Genomic DNA, 19,457 nt, shown 5'->3' on the forward strand with positions numbered 1-19,457 from the left:
AAAAGGTCAATTTCATCGGTGAAATGCCAAATTTTCACGATGAAATGTTATTTTTTTAGATAAAAAGTTGTTTTTTCGGAAATATATAAATATGTTTACGCTCTCAAAATTAAGCTATACTAATTAACCTCGAGTTTTCTATGAATATGAAGAAGTTTATTTTATTAACCGCAGTATTGACTTTACTGGCTAGTTGTGGCTCTAAGGATAGAGGAGAGCTGGTAGGAGTTAAAGGGAAAAAATGGCACCCTGAGAAACCTTACGGGATGGAGCTTGTTCCTGGAGGTGCATTTATAATGGGAAAAGCCGATGACGATCTTGCTGGGGTAAACGATGCTCCTGGTAAAACGGTAACGGTTAGGGCCTTTTATATGGATGCTACCGAGATTACAAATAGCGAGTACCGTCAGTTTGTACATTGGGTAAGAGATTCTGTTCTTAGAATGAAATTGGCTATTCTTGCCGATGATGTAGGGTTAACGCAAGCGGATGAAGGAACGATAGGAGAATTTGCTTTTAGTGATGCCGATCCCGAAAACATGTCCGTTTATGAAAAGTATATGTATGAAAACTATACCGGATTAGGGCCAACAGGCTATGAAGGACGCAAAATCAATAAGGACGTAGATTTAATTTTTGACACTTCTGAATATTTAGACGAGTACTACGCTGAGGTTATGGATACGATGTACCTGCCTTTAGAAGAGTCTTACAATGGTCAACGTACTTGGGACGTAAAGAAATTTAAGTTTCAGTATAGTTATATGGACATACAAGAAGCAGCGAGAAATAGAGGTGTAAAGCGTAGCAAAGTGATTAAAAAGGAAGAAGTAGAAATTTATCCTGATACCACAGTATGGATTAGAGATTTTCAATATTCCTATAACGAGCCAATGCACAACGACTATTTCTGGCATGAAGCCTATGGCGAATATCCCGTAGTTGGTGTAACTTGGAAGCAAGCGAAAGCATTTTGTGAGTGGAGAACTATTAATAAGAACTCGTACCAAAAAAGCAGGAAAGGAGCAGCTTTGGTAAACAGATTCAGATTACCATCAGAAGCAGAATGGGAATATGCTGCAAGAGGTGGTTTACAAGCCGCAACCTATCCGTGGGGTGGTCCTTACACTAAAAGTGATAGAGGTTGTTTTATGGCAAACTTTAAACCTGTACGTGGAGATTATGCAGCAGACCAAGCGCTATATACTGTAGAAGCAAAATCTTATGAGCCAAACGATTATAATTTGTATAATATGGCTGGTAATGTTTCAGAATGGGTAAATGCATCGTACGACCCTGCGTCTTACGAGTATTCATCAACAATAAATCCAAGTGTTAACGATCCAGATAACACGCGCAAGGTTATCCGCGGTGGTTCTTGGAAAGATGTAGCTTACTTTTTACAGGTGAGTTCAAGAGATTACGAATATGCAGATTCTGCAAGAAGTTATATAGGTTTCAGAACCGTTCAAGATTACATGGGGACAAACGTAACTAAGAACGGGAAATAAATCGTATTAATCAAAATCAATAATAACTATTAATTTAACCTACTTAAGTAGTTGTCTACTTAAAATTAAAAACCAAAATTATGGCAAAGTCAAAAGCAAGTAAGAAATTTATGAATATGGCCTACGGACTAGGGGCAGCAATTGTAATCGTTGGAGCATTGTTTAAAATTATTCATTTCGAAATAGGACCATTAACAGGTAACGTGATGTTAACTATTGGTCTTGTAACAGAAGCAATTATATTCGCATTATCAGCGTTCGAACCAGTTGATGAAGATTTAGATTGGTCTTTAGTATATCCAGAATTAGCGGGAGGACAAGCATCTGCTAAAGAAGCACAACAAAATCCTAAAGGTGTATTATCTCAGAAATTAGACGAATTACTTAAAGAAGCTAAAATTGACGGAGAATTAATGGCAAGCTTAGGCGAAAGTATTAAAAACTTTGAAGGTGCGGCTAAAGGTATTTCACCAACAGTAGATTCTATTCAAGCTACTCAAAAATATGGTGAAGAACTATCATTGGCAGCAGCTCAAATGGAGTCGTTAAATAGTTTGTATAAAGTACAATTAGAAAGCATCAACAAGCAAGCTTCTATTAATGAAGAGTCTGTAGAAAATGCTGCGAAGTTAAAAGAACAAATGGAGTCCTTGGCTTCAAATTTATCATCGCTTAATGGCGTATATGGTGGAATGTTATCTGCAATGAACAAATAATTAGGGGTTACCCAAATTTAATAACCAAAAACCTAATTACACATGGCAGGAGGAAATTTATCACCAAGACAGAAAATGATAAACTTGATGTATTTAATATTCATCGCGATGCTCGCGTTAAATATGTCAAAAGAAGTGTTATCAGCGTTCGGATTAATGAACGAGAAGCTTACGGAGTCTAATGAGGCTGCAGAAGCAAGAAACAACAACTTTGTTGCAAATTTAGAGCAAAAAGCAGCAGACCAACCTGAAAAATATAAGCCTTTAAAGTTAAAAGCTGATCAGATTGATAAACTGGCTCACGATTTTAATGGATATTTAACTGAATTAAAGGGTAAAATGACCGCTAAAATAGAAGATCCTACAGATTATGAAATAATGGATAAGGGAGACTATTTAGATCAAAACTTCTTTAAAGGAGACAAGATTAAGGAAGAAGGTCAGGAGTTCTTAAGACACATGAAAGATTTTAGAGAAGGAGTAGCCAAAGTTTTAGCTGGTGAAAAAGGGATGGAGTCTGTTATAAAAGATGTTAACAAAAAGTTTAATACTGATCAAGTAAAGAATAGAGATGGTGTTAAGCAAGATTGGTTAGACTACCATTATAAAGGGTTTCCATTAGTAGCTTCTTTAACTAAAATGACACAACTTCAGGCTGATATTAAAACTACTGAATCCGAGATTTTATCTAAAATGTTACAGGGCGAGCTATCTAGCCAAGTTTCTATGACCAACTATACAACATTAATGGAAACATCAAAATCGGCCTATTTCAATGGTGAGCAGTTTGATGGACAGATTGTATTAGGACGTAAAGACGCTACAACTAAGCCTAAAAGGGTAGAGTTAACCTTAGACGGTAGAAAACTTAATGAAAATCAGTACTCTATTGAAGACGGTAAGGTAAAATTGAAAGTAGGAACTGGTGGTGTAGGCGAACACAAAATTGAAGGTAAGCTTATCTTCGGAGAAGGTGGTGAGGAAATTGAAGTGCCAGTAAGTTCATCCTTTGCTACGGTTGCAAAACCAAACGCAGCGACTATTTCAGCAGATAAAATGAATGTAGTATACAGAGGGGTTAAAAACCCAATGACTATTTCTTTTGCTGGTATTCCTGATAATAAAGTTACTGCTAGTGCTCAAGGATTGTCTAGAGCAGGAGGTAGTAAATATGTTATGGATGCTACTACAATAAAAGGTAGAGAAGTTACTATAAATGTTACAGGAACGCTGCCTGATGGAGGAAAAGTTAGTGACAATGCGAAATTCAGAATAAAGGATTTACCTAGACCAACTGGTACTATAAGAGGCCAGACTTCTGCTAAAATGCAACGTCAAAGTTTAGAAAAATCTACTGTAGGAGCTATGTTTGAAGACTTTGATTTTGAGTTGCCTTTGCGAGTTACAGGATTTAAATTTAAAGTTCCTGGACAACCGACAATTACAGTAAAAGGAAATAAATTGGATAGTAGAGCCAAAGGTGCTTTACGTAAAGCTAAACGCGGGTCAGGGATTCAAATATTTGATGTTGAAGCAAAGGCTAGCGGTGTAAGTGTGATTCTTAAAAAAGTATCACCGGTATTTATAGAGCTTACAAATTAAAATATTAGGCTAGCAATTACGTTAGCCTAATAACATAAATAAGGAATAAGATGAATTTGAAAAGTGTTTTATTAACATCTGTTGTTACTGTTTTTACAGTGTCAAGTGTATTTGCGCAGGCGAATATACTTAATGCAAAAAGCCCCGAAGAAATTGGGGTAAGAACAGCCGAACAAAAAGCCATTGATAACGATGAGCCTTTAGAGTATGGTTATGTTGATGATAGGGATATACTGTATTCTAAAATGGTTTGGGAACGCATAAACCTCGACGAACGTGCAAACTTCCCATTGTATTATCCTATTGATACTAATAATATAGGGAGCAACAGACGTTCGTTATATGATGTTTTAATGAAAAGCATTAAGGATGGGAAAATTAAAAACATTTATGATGATTCATATTTTACAACAAAACGTACGTTAAAAGATATTGAAGGAGCATTAGTTAGAGTTGATACCACTGAGTTGGGAATTGAACAGCTAAATGCCGGTGAAAAATTGTCTGATGAATATATAGACAGACGTGAAATTACAGCCGCAGAAATTGTTGAATATCGTGTAAAGGGATTATGGTATTTTGATAAGCGCCATTCTGAAATGAAGTATCGTTTATTAGGTATTGCACCAGTTGCTCCAGACATTTATACTATTGAAGATGAAAATCCAGATTTAGTGCCATTATTTTGGGTGTTTTTTCCTGATGCAAGAGAAGTGCTGCATGAAGCTAAGGCGTTTAATAATGCTAATAGTGCTATACCACATTCGTTCGACCACTTGCTAAATTCTAGACGTTTCCAAGGGTATATTTACAAAGAGGAAAATGTTCAAGGTGATAGACAGGTAAACGAGTATATTTCAGATAATGCCCTGATGCAACTTTTAGAATCTGAACGTATCAAAACAAAAATTAGAGATTTTGAATTAGATATGTGGACATACTAATTTGAATTCAACATAATAATGAAACGCCCGCTTTTACAGTGGGCGTTTTTTTGTCATTCCTGCGAAGGCAAGAATCCATTTCTTTATCTTCGCAACATGCAAGTAGATTATATAATTGTTGGTTTAGGTTTGGCAGGTATTAGTTTTTGCGAGCAATTGCGAAACCACAATAAAACCTTTGTAGTGTTTGATGATAGTTCTCAAAAATCATCAGTTGTAGCAGGAGGATTATATAATCCTGTAGTTTTAAAACGTTTTACATCGGTTTGGAAAAGTGATGCCCAACTGAAACTAGCCTTAGCGCATTACAGTAATTTAGAACAACTTTTAAAAGTAACATTAGATTATAAAATTTCCGTTTATAGAAAGTTTGCTTCGGTTGAGGAACAAAATAATTGGTTTATAGCTGCGGATAAACCAAAGTTGAACAAATATCTTTCAAACGAGATTATCCAAAATATAAATTCGGCCATTAATGCAAGTTATGGCTTTGGCGAGGTATTGCACACAGGCCGCATTGATGTAAATAAGCTTATTAAATCATATAAAACGTTTTTGGGCTATCATAACGCTTTAATACAAGAATCATTTGACTATTATGCTTTAAATAATGAAAAACAATCTATAATATATAAAGATGTCAGAGCGAAACAGATTGTCTTTTCAGAAGGCTTTGGAGTGACGAAAAACCCGTTTTTTAAAAATCTACCGTTAAGTCCAACAAAAGGAGAGCTATTAACCATTTATGCGCCAGAATTAAAAATTGATTTTGTTCTAAAAGGCCCTGTGTTTTTAATTCCAATAGGAAACGATTTATATATTGTTGGGGCGACTTATGAATTATATGATTTAACCCATAACACAACGAATAAGGCAAAAACGAAACTTTTAGAAGGCCTTAAAAGTATGATATCTTGTCCGTTTGAAATTGTAAATCAAGTTGCTGGAATAAGGCCTACAGTAAGAGATAGGCGACCTTTAGTAGGGAGGCACAATACTCACGATAATATGTATCTATTAAATGGATTGGGAACCAGAGGTGTCATGATTGGTCCTTATGTTGCAAAACAACTCTTTGAATTTATTGAGGAAGACAAACCTTTGGAGAGGGAAATTAGTTTGTCTAGACTTAATTAGTTTTTTCCTTTTCTTTTACCAGAGTTTCGTCATAACTCATAAACATATTTATCCATATATTTCTCGATAATCGCATAATAATAGGCATAAACACCACAAGTGTACCAACTATGGCCATAAACGTTATTTTTAAATTTGCACCTAATATCAAATTGCTAATTACAAAAGCTGCTACCCCAAAAGCAATACCAACGGCGTAGCTTACATACATTGCACCGTAAAAAAAAGAAGGTTCTATACGGTATTTTGTATTGCAATGAGAGCAACGTTCGTTTACTTTGAGCGTTTCAGATAAGGCATAAGCATTTTTATTACTGTACATGGATTCCTGATGGCATTTAGGACAATAACCTTTTAAAATACTATAAATCTTGGTTCCTTTTTTAAACATTTATTTTAATGTATTTTTGCTCGCGTAATTGCAGAATTATTTTCTACTTTAAGTCGAAATTACATTTGAAAGTTGTCATTCTCGCAAATGAGGGAATCTCTTGCAAAGGTAATTTTTAAAGTTTAAATTGACTGTAACTTAAGTCACATTTCTATGCTTAATATTCATAACTTATCTATTTCATTTCAAGGAGAATATCTCTTTGAGGACATTACATTTAAGCTAGGTAATGGAGACCGTGTTGGACTAATTGGTAAAAATGGCGCAGGTAAATCTACAATGCTCAAAATTTTATCAAATGAGCTGGAACCAGATTCAGGACAAATTGCAGCAGACAAAGCATTAAAAATTGGCTTTTTAAAACAGGATATCGATTTTGTATTTGGAAGAACGGTTTTAGAAGAAGCATATCAAGCCTTTACCGAGATTAAGGAAATAGAGGCTAAAATGGAAGCCATAAATACGCAATTGGCGGAACGCACGGATTATGAAAGTGAAAGCTATAACCAATTGATGATTGATATCAATGACTTGCAACATCAATATGAAATTATAGGGGGCTATAATTATCAAGGTAATACCGAGAAAATTCTACAAGGATTGGGTTTTAAAAGAGAGGATTTTAACAGCCTTACTGATACGTTTTCTGGTGGCTGGCGTATGCGAATTGAACTGGCTAAGTTACTGCTTCAAAATAATGATATTTTGCTTCTGGATGAGCCCACTAACCATTTAGATATTGAATCTATAATTTGGTTAGAAAGTTTTTTGAAGAATTGTCCAGGTGCTGTGGTAATTGTATCTCACGATAAAATGTTTTTAGACAATGTAACCAACAGAACTATAGAAATTTCTCTTGGGCGCATTTATGATTACCCAAAGCCTTACTCAAAATATTTAGTGTTGAGGGAAGAGATTCGGGAACAGCAATTGGCATCGCAGAAGAATCAACAAAAACAGATTGAGCATACTGAAAAGTTAATTGAAAAGTTCAGGGCAAAAGCTTCAAAAGCTACTATGGCACAGTCTCTAATAAAGAAATTGGATAAAATTGAACGCATTGAAGTTGATGAGGATGATAACAGCGTAATGACGTTAAATTTTCCTGTATCTGTAACACCTGGAAAGGTGGTGGTTGAAGCTTCAGCTATTTCAAAAAATTATGGGGATAACCATGTTTTAAAAAATATTGATTTGCTTATTGAACGCGATAGCAAAACGGCTTTTGTTGGGCAAAACGGACAAGGAAAATCTACACTTGCTAAAATTGTAGTTGGAGAAATTAAATACGATGGTAATTTAAAACTTGGGCATAATGTGCAAATAGGGTATTTTGCCCAAAACCAAGCGGAGTATCTAGATGGCAATAAAACAGTTTTAGACACCATGATTGATGCTGCCAATGAGAGCAACAGGAGCAAGGTTCGGGATATTTTAGGGTCGTTTTTGTTTAGAGGGGATGAGGTTGAAAAATACGTAAAAGTATTATCAGGTGGTGAGCGCAACCGTTTGGCACTGGCAAAATTAATGCTTCAGCCTTTTAATGTGCTTATCATGGATGAGCCCACCAACCACTTAGATATTAAATCTAAAAACGTACTGAAAGAAGCATTAAAACGATTTGAAGGTACCTTGATCTTGGTATCCCACGATAGGGATTTTCTTCAAGGATTAACCAATATTGTGTATGAATTTAAGGATCGTAAGATAAAAGAATACCTTGGTGATATTGATTATTATCTTGAAGAGCGACAAGTAGCAAATTTAAGGGAGGTAGAAAAAAGAACTACTATAAAGAATATTCCTAAAGAGAAAAAAAACCATTCTTATCAAGAACAAAAAAAGTTAAAGTCTTTAAACAATAAATTAAGTAATGTTGAGTCTAAGATTTCTGAACTAGAAAAAGATATTAAGGCAGATGATGTTGAGTTAGAAATCAATTATGACGCTGCAGTGGCTGATACAGGCTTTTTTAACAAGTATCAAGCAAAAAAACAAAAGCTAAAACAGCTCATGGAAGATTGGGAAGCTATTCAATACGAATTGGAAGCGTTATCCTAATACGATACACTCTTTTAAGTTTTTTTTAACTGCAAACAGTTTGTGTTTAAATACTTTTGCTAAGAAATTCTTTATTACTAGCTCAATGTAATTCAAAATTTCTCTAACCATCATTACTTATGCGTAATATTATCCTTTCCTTAATAGGGGTTGTCCTCATTATTGGTGCTTTATTTATTGGTAATAAAATAGCCAATAGTAAAAAGAAGAGAAGACCTGCACCTGAAAAAGTTGTAAAAACTGTTTTTACGGATACTGTAAAAAACGGTGAAGTTCAAATTGTAATTCCAGCGAACGGGAATTTAGTAGCAAAACGCAGGGTTGAGCTATTCTCAGAAGTTCAAGGTGTTTTTAAAGGCAATAGAAAGTTATTTAAAGCAGGGCAAAAATACGGTAAAGGAGAAACCTTAATCAGAATAGATGCTTCAGAATTCTATGCTACAGTGCAAGCTTCAAAAAGTAACCTTTACAATACAATAGCTGCAATAATGCCAGATTTAAGATTGGATTTTCCTGAAATATTTCCAAAGTGGCAAAACTATCTTCGGCGTTTTGACCTTGAGAAAACTACTCCTAAATTACCTGAAATGACATCAGACAAAGAAAATTATTTTATCACAGGAAGAGGCATTGTATCAAGTTATTACAACGTAAAAAATCAAGAACAGCGTTTGTTAAAATACACAATTAAGGCTCCGTTTTCAGGGATACTCACTCAAGCTTTAGTAACTGAAGGGTCACTAATAAGAAATGGACAGAAACTAGGTGAGTTTATAGATACTTCGGTTTATGAAATGGAAGTGGCTTTGGGAAAAAAATATGCCAGTTTCTTAAAAGTTGGAGAAACGGTCCTGTTAAATGATATTGAGGGTGCAAAAACATACGATGGTACGGTATCTCGAGTAAATGGGAGTATTGACGCAACAACACAAACCATTACGGCCTTTATAGAAGTAAAAAACAATCAACTGAAAGAAGGCATGTATTTAGAGGCTAATTTAAATGCCAAAAAAGAACAAAATGCTATTCAAATCAATAGAAGTTTAATCACAGATAACAAAGAGGTTTTTATTCTTCGAGATAGTGTTTTGGATCTTTTAGAAGTTGAGCCAGTATTTTTTTCAGACACACAAGTGGTGCTAAAGGGCATTCCTGACGGAACAGTAATATTGGAGAAACCTATACCTGGCGCTTATGCAGGTATGCTGGTGAAGCCTTATGGAAAACAAAACAAACCTTCCAAAACTAAAACACCACAGTAGGTTATGAGAAAACTTATTGCCTATTTTATTAAACATAGTGTAGCTGTAAATGTTGTTATAATAGCATTTCTTGTTTTCGGACTATTTGGTGCTTTTAAGCTTAAATCATCATTTTTCCCTTTAGTAGATTCTAAAAATATAAGCATCACCGTAACGTATCCGGGCGCTTCTCCGCAAGAGGTTGAAGAAGGTATCATTCTTAAAATTGAAGACAATCTTAAAGGACTAAATGGCGTAGAGCGTGTAACATCAACATCAAGAGAGAATAGCGGAAGTATTAATGTTGAAATAGAAAAGGGTAAGAATATTGATTTTATGCTGCTTGAGGTAAAGAATGCAGTAGACCGCGTACCCACCTTTCCAGTAGGAATGGAACCTTTAATTGTTGCAAAACTAGAAGCATTAAGACCAACGATTACCTTTGCGATAAGCGGCAATAACATACCGCTAGCCACCTTAAAGCAAATAGGGAGGCAGGTTGAAAACGATTTACGTGCCATTGATGGTATTTCTCAAATTCAAATTTCGGGATACCCCGAAGAAGAGATTGAAATCGCCATTAATGAAACAAATCTATTAGCGTACAACTTGTCTTTTGCCGATGTGTCCAGTGCTATAAATCAATCTAGCTTGATTACTACTGGAGGTAAAATAAAAACAGATGCTGAGGAATATTTAATCCGGGCAAATTCAAGGTCATATTACGCAAATGAGCTATCAAACCTAATTGTTAAAGCTGATGCCTCGGGGCGTATTATAAAGTTAAAGGATGTTGCGGTTGTGAGAGATAGATTTTCTGAAACACCAAATGCTAATTATTTCAATGGCGATTTATCAATTAATGTAACCATCACCAGCACAAACACCGAAGATTTAATTTCCTCAGCAGATAAAACTAAAGCATACATCGAGGAATTTAATCAAAAATATGATAATGTGCAGCTTAATGTAGTTAGAGACCTATCTATAACTTTAGTACAGCGTACTGAATTACTCACTGAAAATGCTATTATCGGGATGATTTTGGTGCTGTTATTTTTATCTCTTTTTCTTAACACACGTTTGGCATTTTGGGTAGCTTTTGGTTTGCCCATTGCTTTTTTAGGCATGTTTATGTTTGCGGGTTATTTTAATGTTACCATTAATGTGTTATCATTATTCGGGATGATTATCGTAATAGGTATTTTGGTTGATGACGGGATTGTAATAGCCGAAAATATTTACCAACATTATGAAAAAGGTAAGCTTCCTGAACAGGCAGCTATAGATGGTGTAATGGAGGTGTTGCCTGCTATTCTTTCAGCAATAATTACCACGGTTTTAGCATTTGCAATATTCTTGTTTCTAGATGGTCGTATAGGGGAGTTTTTTGGAGAAGTATCAGTTGTAGTAATTTTAACTTTGGCGGTATCGCTTGTTGAAGCACTCATCATATTACCTGCGCATTTGGCACATTCAAAAGCTTTAAGAGTTCAAAATAATGAACCTAAAGAAGGTATTGCAGGGGTGTTTAAAAAGGTGTTTTCCAAACTTAGGTATATCAATACTTTGGGAGATAAGATTATGATGTGGTTGCGAGATAAAATGTATAGCCCAACGCTAAGGTTTGCTTTAAATCATAAGTTTCTAACTTTCTCATTTTTTATAGTATTCTTTATTCTAACCAATGCGAGTTTTCAAGGTGGTATTATAAGAGGGGCGTTTTTTCCACAAATTGCGAGTGATACTGTAAGTATTACGCTAAATATGCCCAATGGTACCAACGAAAAAGTTACAGATAGTATTATTACGCTTATAGAACAAAAGGCAGTTGAAGTTACAAACGAAATTCATAATGAATATTTAGGAGAAAATGCAAAAGAGCACCTGGTAGAAAATATGATTAGAAATTTGGGTCCAGGTTCGTCCGCAGCCTCACTTACTATTAATTTATTGCCAGGAGAAAAAAGGCCAAATGAAATTACGTCTGGTTTGGTTACCAACAAAATTAGACAACATGTAGGGCCTGTTTTTGGTGTAGAAAGTTTGGTTTACGGAAGTGGAGGTAATTTTGGAGGAAGCCCTGTTTCGGTATCTTTATTGGGAAATAATATTGATGAATTAAAAGCAGTTAAAAGTGAATTAAAACAAAATCTTGAAAATAATATTTTACTTAAAGATGTTACGGATAATGACCCTGATGGTATTAAAGAGATACGACTAAAGCTAAATGAAAGTGCCTATGCCTTAGGACTAGATTTAAGAACCGTAATGACCCAAGTAAGAGCAGCTTTTTTTGGCGCTCAAGCACAACGTTTTCAAAGAGGACAGGACGAAATCAGGGTTTGGGTGCGTTACAATAGAGAAGAACGCTCCTCTATTCAAAATTTAGAGACTATGCGTATTCTAACACCCAATGGGCAACGAGTGCCTTTAAAAGAAATAGCAAATTACAGCATTGTTAGGGGCGATGTGGCTATCAATCACTTAGAAGGAAGGCGCGAAATTCAAGTTTCAGCAGATATTAAAGATCCTAAAAAAACAAGTGCTACTGATATTATGGCAGAAATTAAGGATGATATTATGCCAGAAATATTATCGCGTTATCCTACAGTTACACCTTCTTATGAAGGGCAAAACAGAGAGCGTTTAAAATTATTAAACTCCTTAGCGCCTGTAGGTACCGTAGTTTTAGTGCTTATATATATTGTAATCGCATTTACGTTTAGAAGTTACAGTCAACCCTTATTGTTACTATTGCTAATACCATTTAGCTTACCAGCAGTAGCTTGGGGGCATTGGATTCATGACTTTCCGGTAAATATTTTATCCATGTTAGGGATCATAGCATTAATAGGAATTATGGTGAATGACGGGCTTGTACTTATTGGTAAATTCAATAATAACCTAAGAGAGGGTATGCGCTTTGATGATGCCCTTTACGAAGCAGGACGTGCCCGGTTTAGAGCTATTTTTTTAACCTCTATTACCACAGTTGCAGGTTTAGCACCTTTAATTTTTGAAGAAAGTAGGCAAGCGCAGTTCTTAATTCCAATGGCAGTGTCCATTGCGTACGGTATAGGATTTGCTACAGTTCTAACCTTGATAGTTTTACCCATTTTCTTGGCGTTTAGTAATAGTGTAAAAACAACAGGGAAATGGCTGTGGACGAACAGGGAAGTTACCAAAGAAGAAGTAGAACGGGTTGTTAAGGAACAAAATCATGAGCAACTGGCAAGAGTAAATAAACCCTTAATTGAAAACAGTTTTACAAAAAGAGAGAATTAACGATTTAGCTAAAAACTAAAGAAAAGAATGAATAAACATTTTTGTATAACATTATCATTCATTGTCACCGGATTCGGTATTTATGCTCAGGAGTTAATAACTATCGAAAGAGCGGTAGAACTTGCCCTAGAACATAACTACGGCATTAAAGTAGCCAATAGCTTAGTGGAGGTAGCGGATAACAATGCATCAATTTTGAATTCCGACTATTTACCTACAGTTACAGGAAACGCGGGTGCAACCTACAATTTAGACAATACAGAGGCTGTATTTGCAAATGGTAATGTTACTAATTTAAACAACGCCGAAAGTTCAAGATATAATGCCTCCGTTAACTTAAACTATGTGCTTTTTGATGGTTTAGGAAGGCGCTATAACTACAAAAGCTTAAAAGAGCGATATCAACTTACAGAACTAGAAGCTAGAGAAACAATAGAAACTACTTTATTGCAATTGTTTTCTGTATATTATAGTGTTGCCCAGTTACACGAGAATAAAAAAGTACTTATCCAAACGCTTAATGTTTCTAACGATAGGTTAAAAAGATCTAAATATCAGTTTGAGTATGGACAAGCCACCAAACTAGATGTACTAAACGCCGAGGTTGATATAAATAATGATAGCATAAACCTTATCAATATATCCCAAGAACTAAATAATGCCAAAAGGGATTTGAATTTGATTTTAGGTAATAGCGTATTAAATATCTTTAATGTTGAGACAGAGGTTAATTTTGCTATGCTTTTTAATAAAGAAGAGCTGCTACAAAAAGCGATAACCCAAAATGTTGTCTTGCAGCAGGCCGATAAAAATATTCTAATTAATCAGTATGAGTTAAAAACTGGAAAATCTGAATATTTACCTACTGTTGGTTTAACAGGTTCGTATGGCTGGAACGAAAACAATAATAACGCTGCTGCGTTTTTAGCAGTATTCACAAACACCGGTTTTTCAGGTGGTGTTAACCTAACATGGAATCTTTTTGATGGTGGGAGAACATTAACAAGAGTAAAAAATGCTAGGGTGAATCTTCAAATTCAAGAAATTCAAAAAGAACAATTATTATCTACAGTTAAAAGAGATTTTGAAAATGCTTGGGATGACTATCAAAACAAACTTACGGTGCTTAAAATTCAAGAAGAAAATATAATGACATCTCAAAATAATTTTGATAGAACATCAGAGAAATTTAAACTCGGTCAAGTAAATTCTATTGAATTTAGACAAGCACAATTGAATTTTATAAATGCAGAGCTAAGTAGAAACCAGGCAAAATATCAGGCAAAAATTGCTGAATTGGAAGTGTTGAGATTGAGTGGTGAACTACTAAATACACAGATTTAAGATATAAATGTTAAAATTTAGTGTATTTTATCGATAAAAATAGTTTTTTGTCTATTTAGTTGCTATTTTCGTACGTGAAATTAGTCCCTAAATTAACCTAAGATGAAAAACCTAAAGTATACAATCTTAATTTTTTTAATCTCATTTGCAGCTTTTGCTAGTATTCCAAATAGCGAAAAGCAAGCATTATTAGCATTATACAATAGCACAAATGGTGCAGAATGGAATTCTACATGGGATACTACAGCACCAATAGATACTTGGTACGGTGTAAAGTTAGAGAACAATCATGTAGTTGAGATTAATCTACCTTTTAATAATTTGACTGGCCCTCTACCATCTGAAATAGGGAATCTTACAGCGCTTGTAAAATTGAACTTAGGTTTCAACGGCTTAACGGGCAATGTGCCAACCGCACTGAGTAAATTACAAAACCTTGAAGTTTTAGAATTATTCATGAATAAGTTTGAAGGCGAAATTCCTGCTGAACTAGGGCAATTAAAAAAACTTAAGTCTTTAAAACTATACAGCAATAAGTTAACTGGTAATATTCCATTACCGATAATGGATTTAACAAACCTGGAAGAACTTTTAATAGGTAGTAATTACTTAACTGGAAATATTCCAAGAGAAATTCAGGCCTTAAAGAAATTAAAGAAGTTTAGTGTAATGGATAATAAAATGGATGGTGAAATTCCTGTAGAAATGGCGCTTCTAACTGAATTAGAGGAATTGTTGTTGTCTACAAATCAATTTACGGGAGATGTACCTATCGAATTTATAAACCTAACCAAGTTAAATACCATTATGGTTAGCGATAACAAACTTAATAAGGAATACATTAGTGTTTCTGGTAAAAATCCGCCGTCATTAATGTTGATCGAATCTAGCGCGACAGCTACGGTAGACATTGAAAAAGAATAATTATATAGTAAATTTTCATAAAATAGTTAATGGTAAAAAGGTACGCAATTGCGTATCTTTTTTTATTTTTAAATATGAGAGAACATTATTTTACATGTCCATATTGTTGGGAGCGTATATCAATGCTACTTGATGATTCTGTGATAATACAAGATTATATAGAGGATTGTGAAGTATGTTGTAACCCTGTACAAATACAAGTTAAATTTTTAAATTCTGAAATCACGGAGTTTCAGGCAACTAGTATTGAACAATAATTTTTTTCAATATAAAGTATTGTTAAATCTAAAAAGGATTGTATATTTGCTGTCCGATATCGCGGGACGCTTCGACAAGCTCAGCGCGAGAATTTGAAATAAGTACGATGCTTTTGAGTGAAATACAGCCAAATATTTCACTTTTTAAAAATATAAACCGCGGGATAGAGCAGTAGGTAGCTCGTCGGGCTCATAACCCGAAGGTCACTGGTTCGAGTCCAGTTCCCGCTACTAAATAAGACTCAATTGCTTTTTTGCATTTGAGTCTTTTCTTTTTAAGGTGCGATGCTTTTGAAGTCTATTAATTTGATTTAGTAGTTTTTTTATTTCCACTTCGTGATACTTCTTTCTATCCAAATTGCTTTTTTTACATTGATGTAAATTTTGAATATATTTTAAATTGGTATATAAATGCTACAATTGTTTCATATTTTGAATCGAGAGTGATAATTATAACCTTAATAAAACATTAAGTTTGAATACTAAATAAGGCTAATAAAAAGTTGAATACAAAACCAATGTCCAAAGTTTTATTAATCGGGTTTTCAATGTGGTTGCTTACAATAGGTTTTGTAAATATTTGGCGCTTATTATTAATTAACCAAGAAGTATAAAAGAGTAATTAAAGAAATTAACAGATGCAAACAAAAAGTAGAACAAAAGTATTTATAGTAGTTGCTGTAGCACTATTATTTACAACATTAATAATGTCTATTTCATGTTTAGAAGACGGTGAAAAAGATAATTTTAAAGTTTCTAAGGGTACTAATGTAGCGCATTGGTTATCTCAAAGCGATAGAAGAGGCATTGAGAGAGCATCCTTTTTTACTGAAAAGGATGTCAAACGAATTGCTAATATGGGCTTTGATCATATTCGCTTACCAATTGATGAGGAGCAAATGTGGGATGAAAATGGAAATAGATATAACGAGGCATTTAGTTTAATGGAAAATTGTATTGAATGGTGTAAAAAACATAACCTTAGAGTTATTGTTGATTTACACATTTTAAGATCGCATCATTTTAATGCAAAAGAGAAACCTTTGTGGACAGATGTAGCTGAACAAAATAAGTTTTTTGATTTATGGAGAGATTTATCAAAGACCTTGAACAAATTTCCAAATAATCTAGTAGCCTACGAACTTATGAACGAGGCTGTTGCAGATGATCATGAATCCTGGAATAATTTAGTTGCAAAAGCTGTTGCAGCCATTCGTGAATTAGAAAGTGAACGTACCATCGTAATAGGCTCCAACAGGTGGCAGGCGGTAGAAACTTTTGATGCATTAAAAGTGCCTGAAAATGATAAAAATATTCTATTAAGCTTTCATTTTTACGAGCCTTTTTTGTTAAGTCATTATGGAGCTAAATGGTTGCCTTTGAGAAATTACAATGGGCCAGTAAGCTACCCTGGAACAATTTTAACTAAAGACGAGTTTGAAATCCTTCCAGACGACATGAAGATTGAAGTTGAGAAATGGGTTGATATGGAATTTGATAAAGATGTATTACTTGAAATGTTGCAAAAGCCTATACATAAGGCTAAAGCATTAGGTTTACCATTGTATTGTGGTGAATTTGGCATTATATCACATGCGCCTGAAAAAGAAAGCCTTATTTGGTATCAAGATATAGTTCAACTTTTTAATGAAACCGGTATTGCATATGCAAATTGGAATTATAAAAGTGATAATTTTGGATTGATATCTTCTGACGGTAAAGAAAATAAAAACCTTATCAAGATAGTTTCTAATTAAGTAGAATACGTTTTTTTAACCCTCAAACAGCCATTTAAATGAAATATTATTTAGTAATTGTAGCCTTTGTTTTAATGAGTTGTTCTCAAACTAAAGTTGCTAAGATTGAGAGTGATGTAGAGGAAAAACGTATTGATAGTATATTGGCAGAAATGTCAATAGATGATAAAATAGGGCAAACCAATCTTAGAGGAACTTCTAGTAGAGCTAAAACATTATCCGAAGCATTAAAAGATGATGTTAGGAAAGGAAAGGTAGGAGCTCTACTTAATGTCATGAACGTTGAATTTGTTGACGAGCTGCAGCGCATTGCCATAGAAGAAAGTCCTCATAAAATTCCTTTAATTTTTGGAAGAGATGTTATACACGGTTTTAAAACTATATTCCCTATACCACTGGGCTTAGCGGCTTCTTGGGACGAGAATGTAGCTAGATCATCTTCTAGGGTTGCAGCAATAGAATCGAGTTCTGTTGGAATTCGCTGGACGTTTGCCCCTATGCTAGATATTGCTAGAGACAGTCGATGGGGTAGAATAGCCGAATCACCAGGAGAAGATCCTTATTTAGCTTCTGTTTTAGGAAGGGCCTATGTGGAAGGTTTTCAAGGCGATTCATTAAGCAATCCAACTAGTATAGCGGCATGCGCTAAACATTTTATTGGTTACGGTGCAGCTATTGGAGGAAGGGATTATAACACAGCTTTAATTCCAGAACCTTTATTACGTAATGTGTATTTACCACCTTTTGAGGCAGCCCTTGATGCGGGAGCTGCTACTGTAATGACAGCCTTTAATGAAGTAAATGGTGTGCCTGCAACAGGAAATGAGTTCCTCTTAAAAGATGTTTTAAGAGATGAATTGAAATTTGATGGATTTGTAGTTAGTGATTGGGATTCTGCAATTGAAATGATAGCGCATGGTTATGCCAGAGATGAAAAACATGCAGGCGAACTAGCTGCCAATGCAGGAATGGATATGGAAATGACCAGTAAAGCATATGAAAATAATCTAAAAGAACTTATAGCAGAGGGTAAAGTTACAGAACAACAGTTAGATGATTTCGTAAAAAATATATTAAGAATAAAGATAAGATTAGGGCTGTTTGACGAACCTTATAGAGATAAAACTAATGAAGCTAACTTTTATTCAAAAGCGCATTTAGATCTAGCAAAAGAAGCCGCTATAAAAAGTACTGTTTTGCTTAAAAACAAGGCTATTTTACCATTGTCTAAAAATACAAAAGTAGCCTTAATAGGGCCGTTGGCACATGCGCCTTTGGATCAAATGGGGACTTGGACTTTCGATGGCGATAAAACACATACTATAACGCCATTAGATGCTTTTAAAAACGCAAACGTCAATCATGTTTTTACATCTGGATTAACACATAGTCGCGATTTGACTAAAACACAATTTAAAAAAGCGCTCACTACTGCAAAACGGTGCGATGTTGTGGTGTTTGTTGCAGGCGAAGAGGCGATTCTTTCTGGGGAGGCTCATAGTAGGGCTAATATAGATTTACCAGGGGCTCAAGAAGAGCTAATAAAAGAATTATCTAAAACAGGAAAACCTATTGTTTTAGTAATCATGGCGGGAAGGCCTATTACTATTACAAATATAATTGACAATGTTGATGCCATTTTAATGACTTGGCATCCCGGAACAATGGGAGGGGAAGCCTTGCAAGAAATAATTTTTGGATCGAGAGAACCAGAAGGAAGATTACCCGTATCATGGCCAAAAATTGCAGGACAGCTACCCTATTTTTATAACCATAAGAATACAGGGAGACCAGCAAATAAAGAAGACTATGTGGCTATGTACGATATTCCCATTGGCGCATGGCAAAGTTCTTTAGGAAACGATTCTCATTATTTAGACGTTGGTTTTACACCTCATTTTCCCTTTGGCCATGGTCTAAGTTATACAGAGTTTACATATGACAATATTAAAATTTCTAAGGATACAATTAGCTTTAATGAAGATGTGATTATTAGTGCAACTATATCCAATATTGGTAAAAGAGATGGAAAAGAAATTGTACAGCTTTACGTTCAAGATGTAGTTGGAAGCATTACCAGACCTGTAAAAGAGTTAAAAGGGTTTCAACATGTGAGTTTAAAAGCAGGAGAAACAAAAGAAGTGGCATTTAAAATTTCATCAGAGCGATTAAAATTTTCTAATCATAAGGCAGTTGATGCTGCTGAGGAGGGTCACTTTAATGTTTGGGTTGGACCTAATTCATCTTCAGGATTAAAAGACGCATTTTATTTAACAAAGTAGTT

14 protein-coding genes and 1 tRNA gene are annotated in these 19,457 nt (G+C 34.7%); 14 read left to right on the forward strand and 1 reads right to left on the reverse strand.

Features of this window, described 5'->3' with window-relative positions:
* Positions 1-146: 146 nt before the first annotated feature.
* The 5 genes from porK to AC1B0Z_RS14095 all read left to right on the forward strand — a co-directional run bounded on the left by porK (position 147) and on the right by AC1B0Z_RS14095 (position 5,910).
* Positions 147-1,511, forward strand: a complete 1,365-nt coding sequence (porK, locus tag AC1B0Z_RS14075) for a T9SS ring complex lipoprotein PorK/GldK (RefSeq protein ID WP_483795317.1) — start codon at positions 147-149, stop codon at positions 1,509-1,511.
* 80 nt (positions 1,512-1,591) lie between these two features.
* Positions 1,592-2,227 carry a type IX secretion system motor protein PorL/GldL gene (gene porL / locus AC1B0Z_RS14080; RefSeq protein ID WP_483792715.1) on the forward strand — a complete coding sequence of 212 codons (636 nt, stop codon included), beginning with the start codon at positions 1,592-1,594 and terminating at the stop codon, positions 2,225-2,227.
* Positions 2,228-2,269: 42 nt separating this feature from the next.
* On the forward strand, positions 2,270-3,829 hold the full coding sequence (porM, locus tag AC1B0Z_RS14085) for a type IX secretion system motor protein PorM/GldM (protein WP_483792717.1): 1,560 nt from the start codon (positions 2,270-2,272) through the stop codon (positions 3,827-3,829).
* Between the two features lie 50 nt (positions 3,830-3,879).
* On the forward strand, positions 3,880-4,773 hold the full coding sequence (gene porN / locus AC1B0Z_RS14090) for a type IX secretion system ring subunit PorN/GldN (RefSeq protein ID WP_483792719.1): 894 nt from the start codon (positions 3,880-3,882) through the stop codon (positions 4,771-4,773).
* Positions 4,774-4,869: 96 nt separating this feature from the next.
* The gene (locus AC1B0Z_RS14095; protein WP_483792720.1) at positions 4,870-5,910 is read left to right on the forward strand and encodes an NAD(P)/FAD-dependent oxidoreductase; all 1,041 of its coding nucleotides are present in this window, start codon (positions 4,870-4,872) and stop codon (positions 5,908-5,910) included.
* Here the strand turns inward: AC1B0Z_RS14095 and AC1B0Z_RS14100 are convergent.
* Positions 5,903-6,301 carry a DUF983 domain-containing protein gene (locus AC1B0Z_RS14100; protein ID WP_483792721.1) on the reverse strand — a complete coding sequence of 133 codons (399 nt, stop codon included), beginning with the start codon at positions 6,299-6,301 and terminating at the stop codon, positions 5,903-5,905. The two genes, AC1B0Z_RS14095 and AC1B0Z_RS14100, sit on opposite strands and share 8 nt — an antisense overlap.
* A 153-nt stretch (positions 6,302-6,454) precedes the next feature.
* On the opposite strand from AC1B0Z_RS14100, the gene abc-f reads away from it, so the two are divergent.
* The 9 genes from abc-f to AC1B0Z_RS14145 all read left to right on the forward strand — a co-directional run bounded on the left by abc-f (position 6,455) and on the right by AC1B0Z_RS14145 (position 19,455).
* Positions 6,455-8,362 carry a ribosomal protection-like ABC-F family protein gene (gene abc-f / locus AC1B0Z_RS14105; protein WP_483792722.1) on the forward strand — a complete coding sequence of 636 codons (1,908 nt, stop codon included), beginning with the start codon at positions 6,455-6,457 and terminating at the stop codon, positions 8,360-8,362.
* Between the two features lie 119 nt (positions 8,363-8,481).
* A complete protein-coding gene (locus AC1B0Z_RS14110; RefSeq protein ID WP_483792724.1) occupies positions 8,482-9,624 on the forward strand; it encodes an efflux RND transporter periplasmic adaptor subunit in 1,143 nt (380 codons plus the stop codon).
* A gap of 3 nt (positions 9,625-9,627) precedes the next feature.
* Complete coding sequence (locus AC1B0Z_RS14115; protein WP_483792726.1) at positions 9,628-12,891, forward strand: efflux RND transporter permease subunit; 3,264 nt, start codon at positions 9,628-9,630, stop codon at positions 12,889-12,891.
* A gap of 27 nt (positions 12,892-12,918) precedes the next feature.
* Positions 12,919-14,235 (forward strand): TolC family protein, encoded by a 1,317-nt coding sequence (locus AC1B0Z_RS14120; RefSeq protein ID WP_483792727.1) that lies wholly within the window; start codon positions 12,919-12,921, stop codon positions 14,233-14,235.
* Between the two features lie 102 nt (positions 14,236-14,337).
* The gene (locus AC1B0Z_RS14125; RefSeq protein ID WP_483792728.1) at positions 14,338-15,159 is read left to right on the forward strand and encodes a Two component regulator three Y domain protein; all 822 of its coding nucleotides are present in this window, start codon (positions 14,338-14,340) and stop codon (positions 15,157-15,159) included.
* Between the two features lie 74 nt (positions 15,160-15,233).
* Positions 15,234-15,416, forward strand: a complete 183-nt coding sequence (locus tag AC1B0Z_RS14130; protein ID WP_483792729.1) for a zinc ribbon domain-containing protein — start codon at positions 15,234-15,236, stop codon at positions 15,414-15,416.
* 158 nt (positions 15,417-15,574) lie between these two features.
* Positions 15,575-15,647: transfer RNA gene (locus tag AC1B0Z_RS14135), tRNA-Met, on the forward strand.
* 407 nt (positions 15,648-16,054) lie between these two features.
* Positions 16,055-17,173, forward strand: a complete 1,119-nt coding sequence (locus AC1B0Z_RS14140) for a glycoside hydrolase family 5 protein (RefSeq protein ID WP_483792730.1) — start codon at positions 16,055-16,057, stop codon at positions 17,171-17,173.
* A 38-nt stretch (positions 17,174-17,211) separates the two neighbouring features.
* The gene (locus tag AC1B0Z_RS14145) at positions 17,212-19,455 is read left to right on the forward strand and encodes a glycoside hydrolase family 3 N-terminal domain-containing protein (RefSeq protein WP_483792731.1); all 2,244 of its coding nucleotides are present in this window, start codon (positions 17,212-17,214) and stop codon (positions 19,453-19,455) included.
* The last annotated feature ends 2 nt before the right edge of the window (positions 19,456-19,457 follow it).

The sequence above is a fragment of the Hyunsoonleella sp. J2K-J805 genome (genome assembly GCF_057167125.1).

Excerpts from the sequence above, each read along its gene's own strand:
- AC1B0Z_RS14125 (WP_483792728.1), top strand. The coding sequence starts at position 14,338 with ATGAAAAACCTAAAGTATACAATCTTAATTTTTTTAATCTCATTTGCA.
- porN (WP_483792719.1), top strand. The coding sequence starts at position 3,880 with ATGAATTTGAAAAGTGTTTTATTAACATCTGTTGTTACTGTTTTTACA.
- porM (WP_483792717.1), top strand. The coding sequence starts at position 2,270 with ATGGCAGGAGGAAATTTATCACCAAGACAGAAAATGATAAACTTGATG.
- AC1B0Z_RS14095 (WP_483792720.1), top strand. The coding sequence starts at position 4,870 with ATGCAAGTAGATTATATAATTGTTGGTTTAGGTTTGGCAGGTATTAGT.
- abc-f (WP_483792722.1), top strand. The coding sequence starts at position 6,455 with ATGCTTAATATTCATAACTTATCTATTTCATTTCAAGGAGAATATCTC.
- AC1B0Z_RS14140 (WP_483792730.1), top strand. The coding sequence starts at position 16,055 with ATGCAAACAAAAAGTAGAACAAAAGTATTTATAGTAGTTGCTGTAGCA.
- AC1B0Z_RS14120 (WP_483792727.1), top strand. The coding sequence starts at position 12,919 with ATGAATAAACATTTTTGTATAACATTATCATTCATTGTCACCGGATTC.
- AC1B0Z_RS14130 (WP_483792729.1), top strand. The coding sequence starts at position 15,234 with ATGAGAGAACATTATTTTACATGTCCATATTGTTGGGAGCGTATATCA.
- AC1B0Z_RS14110 (WP_483792724.1), top strand. The coding sequence starts at position 8,482 with ATGCGTAATATTATCCTTTCCTTAATAGGGGTTGTCCTCATTATTGGT.
- porK (WP_483795317.1), top strand. The coding sequence starts at position 147 with ATGAAGAAGTTTATTTTATTAACCGCAGTATTGACTTTACTGGCTAGT.
- AC1B0Z_RS14115 (WP_483792726.1), top strand. The coding sequence starts at position 9,628 with ATGAGAAAACTTATTGCCTATTTTATTAAACATAGTGTAGCTGTAAAT.
- AC1B0Z_RS14145 (WP_483792731.1), top strand. The coding sequence starts at position 17,212 with ATGAAATATTATTTAGTAATTGTAGCCTTTGTTTTAATGAGTTGTTCT.
- porL (WP_483792715.1), top strand. The coding sequence starts at position 1,592 with ATGGCAAAGTCAAAAGCAAGTAAGAAATTTATGAATATGGCCTACGGA.
- AC1B0Z_RS14100 (WP_483792721.1), bottom strand. The coding sequence starts at position 6,301 with ATGTTTAAAAAAGGAACCAAGATTTATAGTATTTTAAAAGGTTATTGT.